We start from the raw sequence: 12084 nt of genomic DNA on the forward strand, positions 1-12084 counted from the left end.
GGAGTCTGGGCCGTATCTCAGTCCCAGTGTGACGGTTCAGTCTCTCAACCCCGTTAAACATCATAGCCTTGGTAGGCTATTACCCTACCAACTAGCTAATGTTACGCACCCCAATCCTTTAGTGAAGCTTTAAGGCTCCTTTTATATATAGAACATGCGTTCCATATAAGTATCCGGTATTAGCGATAATTTCTCATCGTTATCCCAATCTAAAGGGCATGTTAAGTACGTGTTACTCACCCATTCGCCGCTAAGTTCAAAGAACTTCGCTCGACATGCATGTATTAGGCACACAGCCAGCGTTCATCCTGAGCCAGGATCAAACTCTCGAAAAAAATTGACTTGTCATGTCTTGTATATATCTAGTTTTCAAAGAACTTCTTTGCTATCAAAAGCATGAATATTATAACACTAAATTAATTTCTCAAAATTTTTTTTAATTTTTTTAATGTCGAATAAAAAACACAACTAGTTAATAATTACTAGTTGTGCCACTTAATAATTAGCTATCTAAAATTTTCTTCTCAGTCTACTTTTATTGCCCCTCTAAAATTGACTTATTTTAAATTTCTATATTATATATATTGATAGGTTTTATTGTATTCTCTCTTTTAGTGTTTAATTCAATAATTACAGCATTTAACTGTGTGTTATTTTCACTGACAGTAAATTTCTCCCTACTGTTATATCTCATTTTTTTATAAACTTCTTCAAAGTTTGCGCCGATTGCCGCATTCATAGGTCCAACCATACCTACATCAGTAATATATGCAGTTCCTTTTGGTAAGATTCTATAATCATTAGTTTGAACATGTGTATGTGTTCCGACTACTGCATCGACAACTCCATCTAAATATAGACCCAGTACATTTTTCTCACTTGTTGTTTCAGCATGGAAATCAACAAAATTAAAGTCCACAGATTCTTCTTCCATAATAGAATCCATAGCATCAAAAAAGTTATTTGCACTTTCCTGTTCTCATGGACTAAGTAGATTATTAAAAGTTATACCCAACAAACTAATAACTCTTAGTTTAGAATTTTTAACTTTAAATATCTTAGCCCCACTTCCTTGATAGCCTCTATCTATATTTAATGGTCTAATTATGTTATTCTCATTTTCTAATAGTTCATAAATTTCCTCATTAGCTCATACATGGTTTCCCATAGTAAATGCATTTATCCCTAATTCTGAAAGTTTTAAATAATCTGTTTTATTAAGGCCTTTTCTTCCAGAAACGTTTTCCCCTTGAGCAATGATAAAATCTATTTTGTATTTTTCTTTTAAAGTTTGGATATATTTTTCTACAGTTTTAATTCCTGGTTCCCCAAAAATATCTCCAAAAAATAGTATTCTAATTTTCTTATTTCTTTGGTTAGTCAAGTTCATATAGCAATTATATGACTAACAAATTAAATGTTTAACTTATTTTTAACATTTAATTTTAGTTAAAATTGCTTCCCTTAACTCATTGTCATTTTCGATATAATCGCGCATATTTTTCTTTCCTTGAGCTATATTTTTACCATTATAGCTATATCAAGAACCTTTTTTCTCAATTATTTTTTCTTCGACTGCGACATCAACAAGTTCTGAAAACTTATCAATACCTTTCGAAAATATCAATTCGCTCTGAGCAGACGTATAAGGGGCTGATAATTTATTTTTAACGACCTTGAACCTAATTTCAGTTCCTGTATTTGATTTTCCATCTGTAATAATCGTTCCTTTCCTTACTTCAACTCTTATACTTGAATAAAATTTAAGAGCACGTCCTCCCGGAGTTGTTTCTGGACTACCAAAAATAACTCCAATTTTTTCCCTCATTTGATTTATAAATAAGATTGTTGTCTTATTCTTATTTGAATTTCCTGTGATTTTTCTAAGTGCTTTTGACATTAATCTTGCTTGAGCACCAATTTGTTGATCGCCCATTTCTCCATTTAATTCAGCTTCTGGAACTAATGCAGCAACACTATCGACCACAATCAAGTCAATGAATCCTGATTTAGCTAGTGTATCGACAATTTCTAATGCTTGTTCTCCTGAACTTGGTTGAGATAAAATTAATTTGTCTAGTTGAACACCAATTCTTTTAGCATATTCAGGATCTATTGATTGTTCTGCATCTATAAATGCAGCTAAACCTCCATTCTTTTGAACTTCGGCTATAGTATGTAGTGCTAAAGTTGTTTTACCACTACTTTCAGGACCATAGATTTCAATAATCTTCCCTTGTGGAAAACCACCTATACCTAAGGCTCTGTCTAGAACATAGCTACCACTATGTATAGTTTGTATATTTATTTCAGGTTTTTCGCCTAAAATCATTATTGAATCATTACCAAACCTTTTTCCAATTTCATTTAAAACTGATTTTGCATTTTTCATTAATGTTGCATAATCAGGAATCGGAATGGTTGTTTCGATTTCTGTTAAATTCATTTTTTCACCTCCCAATCTAATTACACAACTTTTTTAAAAAAATTTATTGCTCATTCCAAAACGGAACTAAAAAAGAACCACAAGTATCATAGTATAAATTCCCGATTAACTATGATGGCTTGTGGTTCATTTTTTATAATAACTGCAATAAAATAAAAATTAAAAATTTTTGGTTAAATTTGAAAAAATTTTAAAAAATCAATTATTTACGAATATTTAAAGCTTCAATCACTTCGTTGTATTTTTCGAAATTTGTTTCTTTTAAATGTCTTAAAAGAACTTTACGATGTGAAATTTTTGCTAAGAAACCTCTTTTAGAATGATTATCTTTTGGGTTGTTAGCAAAGTGAGGTTTTAAAAGTTCGATATCTTCTGTTAAGATAGCGATTTGAACTGCTATATTTCCAGTGTCTTTAGAATTTTTACCGAATTTTTCAGTTAATTCTAATTTTCTTTGTTTTGAAACCATAATATCTCCTTCTAATTTGAAATTATTATGTTTATAACCCAGATGTTTTATATATCAAAACTCCGAGCTATAAATTTGTGTTTTATATGAAAAAATCTGATATTTCCTAGTATCTGTAAGTTTTATTTAATAATTACATATTGCAATTATTTTTAATTATATAACTTTTTAAGTTAAATTGCTTTAATTCTAAATCTAATTTAATAATTAAATAATATTTCTTTAGATTTTGTAATATCAGTGTCACTTAAAAATGCTTCATATTCATTTTTAATTAATCTAACTACTTTTCTGAATTCGATAACTATTTGACTATCTGCTAAATCTTCAAGTTCAAAGTTAAATAAATCTAAATAAATCGAATGATCCAAATCAATTAATATGCTTGCATATATTACTAAATCTTCAAAATAAATCACACCTGAATATACACCTGGATGAATGTTTACTAAATTTGCAGATTTTGTGATTATTAAATCAGAATTGACATTGCAACTGATTGCATAATTGAAAACTAATAATGAATTAACAAAATCTAAATCACCAAACTCTATGCTTTCTTTTAGTTTTGATGTACTGATTTTTACATTTTGAATTTTCTGAGTTGGCTGAGTAATAAATGAATAATTTTTATTTAAAGTATTCTCATTTTTTGCAAGTTCAAAATTATAACTTGCTCGATGACCACATTTATAATCTTCACCAGCTATAAATGTGACTTTTTTATTTTGACCCAATTTATTTAAAAATAAAATTCCATCTCAATTTCTGATCGCTTCAAAATCAAGTTCAATAATTGAATCTAAATCCAATTGAGTAAGCTGCATATATTTTGCATTTTTATCTGTAAAACTAGTTCCATTATCTTTTGGCAGTAATTTGTCAGAATTAAAACAAACTAAAATAACTCTTCTATCTTCATTTTGTTTTTTTAATTCAATAGCTTTTTTATAGAGTTGATAGTGACCTAAATGAAATGAATTAAATTCACCTAAAAGAAAAATATCACTATCTTTTGTCTCAAAATCGTCTAAATCATAGATTAATAAATCTTCCATATTAAATTAAACCTAATTCTTTTAATTTTAAATATGCTCCATCGTATTCTGCATCTAACATAATTTCATCAGCATATTTTTTAACACTGTTACTTGCAGTTTCTGTAGTCACACCAATATAAGCTTTTTGTAGCATATCAACATCATTTGCTCCATCACCGAAGGCAATTAGGTTTTCTTGCAATGTGAAACCAAGTCTTTCACACAACACTTCTAAAGCAGTACTTTTCATACAATTTTTTGGACTAATGAAAATTCCATTACTTCAAGTTGAAGACACTTCCATTGATAAATTGTTATCTTCGATGAATTTTTGCATTTCTTTACCTAATATTTTTGCATCAGGTGTATTGATTGTAATCATATATAAATCATCATTTGATAGTTCTTTTTCATCAAAATCATAATAATTAGTCATAAACGGTCTAATAAATCAAGATCTTAAATCCATTGTAGGCGACTTAAAGACTTTATCAAAATCAGTTACTGCGAATGCAACAATTTTATCTTTGTATGCATTATAAAACTTAACAACATCTTCTTTAAGAAGGGTATTTTTGTAAATAAATTTTTCAGTTTCAAGATCATAAATAAATGATCCATTTGCTCCTATAAAGTAATTTGGTTGAAGAACTTTTAAAAAATCCCCAATTGTTGCGAATTCTCTTGCTGTAGCTAAAACTGAAACAATTCCATTTTGTTTTAATAATGGAAAAATTTTTCTTGTATTTAATGAAAATTCTCTGATCCCTTTAGCTAATAATGTCCCATCAATATCGAATGCAGCTACTTTAATATTATCTTTGATTGTTTTCATATAAATTTATCCTTTCAATCGAAACTTTCTTAGGTTTAAAAACACCTTTTATTACTTGCCCAATGGCTCAAACTTCATCTTCATTTGGTGAATAAAGTAGGTAATCACCATCTTCTTTTTCAACTTTAAATTCATTGCCATTTCTAATGAATTTAAAAATTTCATTATTTGAAATCATTTTTTTTAGATTTAATAATTTATCAATTTGAATTTGTTCATATTGTTCTTCAGATAAGTCATCAACAGAAACATTTCCACAGCTTACTCTTTTTAAATAAGTCATTACACAATTTGTTCCTGCCTTTTGTGCCGTGTCAACTAAAACACTTCTAACGTAGGCGCCTTCAGAAACTTTTAATTCAACCGTTGCTTCTTGAATTTGATCATCAAAATCAATTAAATTGTAAACAAATATTTCTATTGGTTGTTTTCTTAATTCAACTTCCTTTTGCTCTCTTGCATACTCATATGCTTTCTTACCATTTATCTTTTTTGCACTATATATAGGTGGTATTTGAAATTTTAATGTTTTAACGTATTCCATTGCTTCAAGAAATTCTTGTTTTGTAATTGGTTTATTATTTAACATTTCGACCTTACCATCAACATCATACGTGTCGCTTTTATAATTGAATTTACATTTTGCAATATAAGTTTTAGTTTTGTCATCAATATAAGGCAACAATTTAGTTTCAAAATCTGTTGCAAAAATTATTAAACCAGTTGCTAATGGGTCTAAAATTCCAGAATGGCCTATTTTTTTGGCACCCAATTCTTTTTGTAAACCTCTAATAGTTTTATTTGAAAAATCACCACTTTTTTTATGATATTTGTAAAACATAATGCACCTACTTTTAGTATTTAAATTTTATAAGAAAAAATAATATTAATTTAATATTATTTGCAAAGTTATTCAATCACAAAAGTGCTATAATACTTTCAACTATGAATACATCTAAAAATCCAATTATTATTTTCACTGGACCTAGTGGTGTAGGAAAAGGGACAGTTGAAAGATTATTATTCGAATACGATGAGTTAAACTTATCGTTATCTTGTTCTGCTACAACAAGACTTCCTAGAGAAGGAGAGTTAGATGGTATTCATTACTATTTCATTGATAGAGATAGATTCAGAGACAAAATTAAAAGTAGAAAATTTCTTGAATTTTCTTACCATTTAGATAATTATTATGGAACTTTATATTCTGAGTTAGATAAGATTCATAAAAAACATAAAGTGCCTATGTTAGAAATAGAAACAAATGGTGCTAAACAAGTTATTAAGAAGTTCACTCAAGATACAAGAGAAGCTGATAAATATCACTTAATAACTATATTTTTAGCTCCACCATCAGTTGATGATTTAAGAAAAAGAATTTTAAACCGTGGTTCTGAAAATCCACAAACTCTTAAAAGTAGACTTAAAAAAGCCGAAGAAGAAATTGCTGATTCACACATTTTCCAATACATCGTTGTAAATGATGTTCCTGAAAGAGCGGCAGAAGAAATTAGAAGCATTCTACACAAGGAGCTTGGAATTGAGTAGTTTCTATTTTGAATCATTACAAGGTATTAGACCTAAAAACGACGATAGAGTAGCTGTATTTGAAAATGATACAGCTTATTTATCTATTCTATGCGATGGAATTGGTGGACAACCACACGGTGATACGGCTGCTCAAACAATAATTTCAAGATTTAAAACAGAATTTGAAAGCATTGGAACTCTTAATTCAGCAATTGCTATTGAATATTTTATAAAAAACACATTCGACAAAGTTCATAATGATTTTTACAACTTAATCAAAGAAGATCCATCAAAATTTACAATGGGTTCAACTTGTGTTGGATATTATTTTTCTAAATTGTTAAATTCACTTGTGATTTTTAACATCGGTGATAGTAGATGTTATTTATTAATTAAAAAATCTAAAAAAACAGAGCTTAAGTTGATGACAAGAGATCACAACTTATTAAATAAACTTACTGAAGAAAATAAAGATTCATCAACTTTTTCAGATAGCTATTTAAGATTACTTGTTAATGCTATTAGTTACAATAACAAAAAACATTTTGATGTTGACTTATTTGTTTTAGATCCAAAATCATTAAATATTATTGAGTGAATTGTATTAACTTCAGATGGTATTCACGAATTTGTTTCAACTTCAAAAATTGAAAATATTTTAACATCAACCAATTGTCCTGAAGAGGCTACTAAAAAGATAGTCTCAGAGGCACAAAAGAATAAATCAAGTGATAATATGAGCATAGTTTTACAAAGATTGAGAGGTACAAATGAGTAAATCAAACGAACAAATTAACTTAAATCCTCAATCTAATATTTATAAAAAATACGATGTTCAAAGAATTCTTGGAACTGGAGGAATGGGAACTGTTTTTTTGGCTACATTCAAGAATGATAAAAACAAAAAAGTAGCAATTAAATATTTAAATAATATTTTTAATGAAACTGAAGCTAAAAGATTTGAAGATGAAGCTAAATTACTTTCAAAAGTAAAATCTAAGTACTTACCAAGTTTTTATGAGCATCATAAAAGTTCAACTGAAGAATACTATGTTATGGAATATATCAGTGGTTTGACATTGCACGACCACATTCGAAAACATACATCCTTGAGTGCTAAAAAAGCAAGATCATACATTATGGAAATCGCTGAAGGAATAGGCGAACTTCATGTGCATGGAATTATTCACAGGGATATAAAAAGTCAAAATATCATAATTACTAATGACCAAAAAATTAAAATCCTAGACCTTGGCATTTCATTAACTCCTGAATCACAAAGATTAACAAGAGAAAATGCAGTTATTTGTAGCCCGTATTATGCAGCACCTGAATACTCAATTAAAAACCACAAAATAACAAAAGCTGTTGATATTTATGCTTTAGGTGTTTTATTGTTCGAAATGTTAACGGGAACTTATCCATACAAAAGCGAACATGAACATGAAACAATAACATTGCATTATAAAGGTACATTCCCATCAGCCAGAAACTTTACTGATATCCCTCAAGCATTGGATAATGTCATTTTGAAAGCTACAGCTAAAAAACCTGCAGATAGATATCAAACTGTTTTTGAATTTAAAAAAGCCGTCAGCGAATCGCTTGATTCCTCAAAAATGTTTGAGACACCATTGAAACCTGGTAAAGCTAAACAAAAGAAAAAACTTAGCAATATTATTAATAGCAATGCTTTCCTAATTACAATGATTGTTATTATTCTTGTAATAATTCTTGGAGTAGTTTTATGATTTACAATTTGAGGTAGCAATTAATGATTTACAAAGTCACAAAAATTGTCGCAGGAATTTACACATTGCAAAATAATCAAGGTGAGATTTTAAATATACCTGCTGCAGGTAAATTAAGATACCAAAATCAAACACCTATTGTTGGAGATAATGTTTTAGTTGAGAATAATCAATTAAAGGAAATCTTAGAAAGAAAAAACGAATTCATAAGACCCAAAGTTGCAAACGTTGATCAAATGATTGTTGTAATGTCTGTTAAGGATCCACAATTTCAATTTTTTTTAGTTGATAAATATCTTGCGATTATTGAATTTAAGAAAATTAAGCCAGTTATCTTTTTAACCAAGACCGATATGGATCCTGAATACTCTAGAGAAATTTATGAATATTACTCAAATATGGGTTATAAAGTATTTTTAATCGACAATCTAAAACCATCAAGCTACATAAATGAAGTTAAACAAATATTTAAAGATAAATATTCTGTTTTTATGGGTCAAAGTGGTGTTGGAAAAACAACAACTATCAATAATTTGGGCCAATTTAGCTTTGACACTCAAGAAATTTCTAAAGCACTAGGAAGAGGAAAACATACAACAAGAGTTGTGTCAATAATCCCTTTTAATGATGGTTATGTTATTGATACACCTGGCTTTTCATCCTTAAATTTAGATTTAACACCAGTTGAATTAGCACAAAGTTTTGAAACATTTTATGAGTTATCAAAACTTTGCAAATTCAGAAACTGCTTGCACATAAACGAAAAAGATCAAGACTGTGCTATTAAGCAACAAATTAATACTAAGTTAGTTCCTTTAAAACGTTATGAAAATTATGTAAAATTAAATCAAGAAATTAATGAAAATAAAAGAGGATTTTAATATGACAAAATATGTAACACCAAGTTTATTAAATGTTGAAAAAGAAAACAGATTAGCAATGGCTAATACATTGGTTGAAAATGGTATCAAATGAATTCACTATGATGTTATGGATGGAAAATTTGTTCCTAACACAGCAATTCAAGTAGAAGAAATTGAGAACATCAATAAAAACGGTTTAAAACACCTTAAAGATGCTCATTTAATGGTTGTTAACCCTTATGATTATGTAGACCAAGTTAAAGATGTAGTTGATATCATCACATTCCACTTTGAGGCTATCAAAGATGATCTTAAAAAATTTGATGAATTTTTAACTCAAAAATATGATGAATTAAAAATCGGTTTAGCAATCAAACCATCTACATCAGTTGATGAAATTAAGCCATTTTTAGATAGATTAGCTCTTGTTTTAGTTATGTCTGTAGAACCAGGTGCTGGAGGTCAAAAATTTATGCCATCTGCGTTAGAAAAAATTGCTTACTTAAAAGATTTAAAAATTGAAAATGGTTACGAATACTTAATTCAAGTTGATGGAGGAATTAACAATGTAACTGGACCAGAAGCTTTTAAAGCAGGTGCTGATGCATGTGTTGCAGGAACATACATTGTTGTTGAACCAACAAAAGAAAGAATTCAATCAGTTTTAGGACACCATAGATAATTTTAGAAATTAGCAACAATTGTTGCTTTTTCTTTTATATTTTTTCACTCTCATATAACCTAATAAAAAACATTTTTTTATTTTCAAAATATTTTTTTTGTTTTATAATATTGATGTGTTTGGGGGGATAGCAAAGCGGCCAAATGCGGGTGGCTGTAACCCACTTTCTTCGGATTCGGGGGTTCGAATCCCTCTCCCCCCACCATGATTGCCCCATAGCCAAGCGGTAAGGCAGTGGGTTTTGGTTCCACGATGCGTTAGTTCGAATCTAACTGGGGCAGCCATATCACCGAAAGGTGTTTTTTTATTACCTTTTTTACATTACTTTTTTGTTAAAAATGCAATTTTTTAATAAAAATAGTTTAAATTTGCACTTTTTGAATTTTGACCTCTTAAATTTATCTTTTGTGCTAAAATTTAAAAACTATGAATAATAACAAACAATTAGACAAAATTACACCATTAGAACAAGACTTCACTCAATGATATACAGACGTTGTTCAAAACGGAAAATTAATGATGTACGGACCTACAAAAGGTACAATGTTTTTACTTCCTAACTCATATGGAATTTGAGAACTAATACAAGAAAATTTAAATAAAGCATTCAAAGAAAAAAATGTTCAAAATGTTAACTTACCATTATTAATTCCTGAATCACTTTTCAACAAAGAAAAAGAACACATTGATGGATTCAATCCTGAACTTGCTACAGTTACAATGGCCGGTAATAAAGAGTTAGATGAGAAACTTTTTATTAGACCTACATCAGAGGTTTTATTTGCGCACTTATTTAAAAACTCAATTCAATCATATAAAGATTTACCAATGATCTACAACCAATGAGTAAGTGTTATTAGATGAGAAAAAACAACTAGACCATTTTTAAGATCTAGAGAATTCTTATGACAAGAAGGACATACAGCTCATTCGTCATCACTGGAAGCTAGAACTCTTTCGAAAGAAATGATTAAAGTGTATTCTAAATTCCTTAAAAAATACCTTGCTATTCCTACTATTATAGGTAAGAAAACACCAAATGAAAAATTCGCAGGTGCATGTACAACTTGAACAATTGAAGCTATGATGAAAAATGGATATGCTCTTCAAGCAGGAACTAGTCACTATTTAGCTCAAAACTTCTCAAAACCTTTTGAAATTCTTTTTAAAAATGAAAAGAATGAATTTGAAAATGTTTATCAAACTTCATGAGGTTGCACAACTAGATTAATTGGTGCACTTATTATGACACATGGTGACAATAGAGGAATTATCATCCCACCTTATGTTGCTCCTGTTCAAGTTGATATTTTAGAATTATTCGCAAATAAGAATCCACAAATTCATGAAACAGCTAAAAAACTTTTCGCTGACCTTTCAAGAAAATTCCGTGTTAGATTAGATGATACTGATAAAAATCCAGGTTTCAAAGCTTCTAACTCAGAAATCCAAGGAGTTCCATTAAGAATTGAACTTGGACCTAAAGATTTAGAAAACAATCAAGTTACAATCGTTAGAAGAGATACTCTTGAAAAATCACAAGTAGCAGTTAAAGATGTTAAAAATGTTGTTTCAGAATTATTAAAACAAATTCACGATAATTTATATGAACAAGCCGAACAAAGATTAATTAATAATCAAGAATACGTTTATAACTACGAAGATTTCAAATCAAAAATAGCTGAAAACAAGTTTGTTATTGCTCCATTTTGCTGTGATGGAAATGTTGAAGATCAAATCAAAGAAGACACCGGAGCAACAGCAAGATGTATTCCTCTTTCTTTAGATAAACCAATCAAGGATGTCGAGTGTTTTTGAGAGGGTTGTGATAAGAAAACAAGTAGATATGTGGTCTTCGCAAAGGCATATTAAAAATGATGTTGTACATCATTTTTTTATATTCTATTTTTGCATTAAATGTAAACAAAGCAATAGCTTTGTTCTTTTTTAGTATTTTTTTGATCAAAATCGGTAATTTTTTTACAAAATAAGTGTGAAAGGAGGAAAAATATGGCCAAAAATATTCAAAAAATAATTACATATATAAATTCATTAAACGGAGAAAACATGCAACAAAATCTATTAACCGAAGCACAAGAAAAAGCATTATATGCTCAAGAATGCGCAGTAGTCAATAATATATTTAAATTAAGAGATATTTTTATTAAAAATCTTAAAAGTAAAATAGTTAATTTAGAAACTATTTTAAGACACAAAAATGATCCTGAGGTTTCTAAACAACTCGAGATTGAAACTAACAAACTCAAAAAAGACTCTTCATTAGTCGGATTAGTTTTATCATTGATGAAAATTCAAAATTCTTGAATAATCAACAAAATGTATTGTGATGAAGAAACAAGATATAACAAGGAATGATATACTGATTATTTCTCAAAGACCACATTCTACAAGAGGAAACGAGATGCTATTAAAGAGTTTATAGAAATCTACTTCAACTATGTATAACA

Annotated in this window: 13 protein-coding genes, 2 tRNA genes and 1 rRNA gene; 9 read left to right on the forward strand and 7 right to left on the reverse strand. The window is 28.8% G+C overall.

The genetic code is table 4. The features are described 5' to 3' along the window. The 7 genes from ACMZI9_RS02360 to ACMZI9_RS02390 all read right to left on the reverse strand — a co-directional run. Positions 1 to 335 (reverse strand): 16S ribosomal RNA (locus tag ACMZI9_RS02360); the annotation flags it as partial. Between the two features lie 227 nt (positions 336 to 562). Next, positions 563 to 1390, reverse strand: coding sequence for a TIGR00282 family metallophosphoesterase (locus tag ACMZI9_RS02365; RefSeq protein WP_323176826.1), 828 nt, complete (start codon positions 1388 to 1390; stop codon positions 563 to 565). 42 nt (positions 1391 to 1432) lie between these two features. Next, complete coding sequence (gene recA, locus ACMZI9_RS02370; RefSeq protein ID WP_323176825.1) at positions 1433 to 2446, reverse strand: recombinase RecA; 1014 nt, start codon at positions 2444 to 2446, stop codon at positions 1433 to 1435. A gap of 202 nt (positions 2447 to 2648) precedes the next feature. Continuing rightward, the gene (rpsO, locus tag ACMZI9_RS02375; protein WP_257089251.1) at positions 2649 to 2915 is read right to left on the reverse strand and encodes a 30S ribosomal protein S15; all 267 of its coding nucleotides are present in this window, start codon (positions 2913 to 2915) and stop codon (positions 2649 to 2651) included. 200 nt (positions 2916 to 3115) lie between these two features. Beyond that, positions 3116 to 3973 carry an FAD synthase gene (locus ACMZI9_RS02380; protein WP_323176824.1) on the reverse strand — a complete coding sequence of 286 codons (858 nt, stop codon included), beginning with the start codon at positions 3971 to 3973 and terminating at the stop codon, positions 3116 to 3118. Between the two features lies 1 nt (position 3974). Continuing rightward, positions 3975 to 4790 carry a YcsE-related riboflavin metabolism phosphatase gene (locus tag ACMZI9_RS02385; protein WP_416099212.1) on the reverse strand — a complete coding sequence of 272 codons (816 nt, stop codon included), beginning with the start codon at positions 4788 to 4790 and terminating at the stop codon, positions 3975 to 3977. Then, a complete protein-coding gene (locus ACMZI9_RS02390) occupies positions 4771 to 5631 on the reverse strand; it encodes a hypothetical protein (RefSeq protein ID WP_416099213.1) in 861 nt (286 codons plus the stop codon). The genes ACMZI9_RS02385 and ACMZI9_RS02390 overlap by 20 nt, the downstream gene beginning before the upstream one ends. 104 nt (positions 5632 to 5735) lie before the next feature. Here ACMZI9_RS02390 and gmk point away from each other — a divergent pair, with 104 nt between their 5' ends. The 9 genes from gmk to ACMZI9_RS02435 all read left to right on the forward strand — a co-directional run bounded on the left by gmk (position 5736) and on the right by ACMZI9_RS02435 (position 12082). Continuing rightward, complete coding sequence (gene gmk / locus ACMZI9_RS02395; protein ID WP_257089243.1) at positions 5736 to 6338, forward strand: guanylate kinase; 603 nt, start codon at positions 5736 to 5738, stop codon at positions 6336 to 6338. After that, positions 6331 to 7098, forward strand: coding sequence for a PP2C family serine/threonine-protein phosphatase (locus ACMZI9_RS02400; protein WP_323189189.1), 768 nt, complete (start codon positions 6331 to 6333; stop codon positions 7096 to 7098). The genes gmk and ACMZI9_RS02400 overlap by 8 nt, the downstream gene beginning before the upstream one ends. After that, entirely contained in the window at positions 7091 to 8095 is a 1005-nt protein-coding gene (locus ACMZI9_RS02405; protein WP_323189188.1) for a serine/threonine-protein kinase, read from the forward strand. Before ACMZI9_RS02400 ends, ACMZI9_RS02405 begins: the two co-directional genes overlap by 8 nt. After that, complete coding sequence (gene rsgA / locus ACMZI9_RS02410; RefSeq protein WP_323176819.1) at positions 8095 to 8952, forward strand: ribosome small subunit-dependent GTPase A; 858 nt, start codon at positions 8095 to 8097, stop codon at positions 8950 to 8952. The genes ACMZI9_RS02405 and rsgA overlap by 1 nt, the downstream gene beginning before the upstream one ends. Next, complete coding sequence (locus tag ACMZI9_RS02415) at positions 8930 to 9616, forward strand: ribulose-phosphate 3-epimerase (protein ID WP_323176818.1); 687 nt, start codon at positions 8930 to 8932, stop codon at positions 9614 to 9616. The genes rsgA and ACMZI9_RS02415 overlap by 23 nt, the downstream gene beginning before the upstream one ends. 121 nt (positions 9617 to 9737) lie before the next feature. Next, positions 9738 to 9821, forward strand: a tRNA-Tyr gene (locus tag ACMZI9_RS02420). Between the two features lie 4 nt (positions 9822 to 9825). Then, positions 9826 to 9900: transfer RNA gene (locus ACMZI9_RS02425), tRNA-Gln, on the forward strand. A gap of 142 nt (positions 9901 to 10042) precedes the next feature. Further along, positions 10043 to 11488, forward strand: coding sequence for a proline--tRNA ligase (gene proS / locus ACMZI9_RS02430; protein ID WP_323176817.1), 1446 nt, complete (start codon positions 10043 to 10045; stop codon positions 11486 to 11488). A gap of 138 nt (positions 11489 to 11626) precedes the next feature. Then, the gene (locus ACMZI9_RS02435; RefSeq protein ID WP_323176816.1) at positions 11627 to 12082 is read left to right on the forward strand and encodes an MG284/MPN403 family protein; all 456 of its coding nucleotides are present in this window, start codon (positions 11627 to 11629) and stop codon (positions 12080 to 12082) included. Positions 12083 to 12084 lie beyond the last annotated feature (2 nt).

The organism is Mycoplasma sp. 4079, assembly GCF_047785185.1.
Classification (GTDB): Bacteria; Bacillota_I; Bacilli_A; order Mycoplasmatales; family Metamycoplasmataceae; genus Mycoplasmopsis.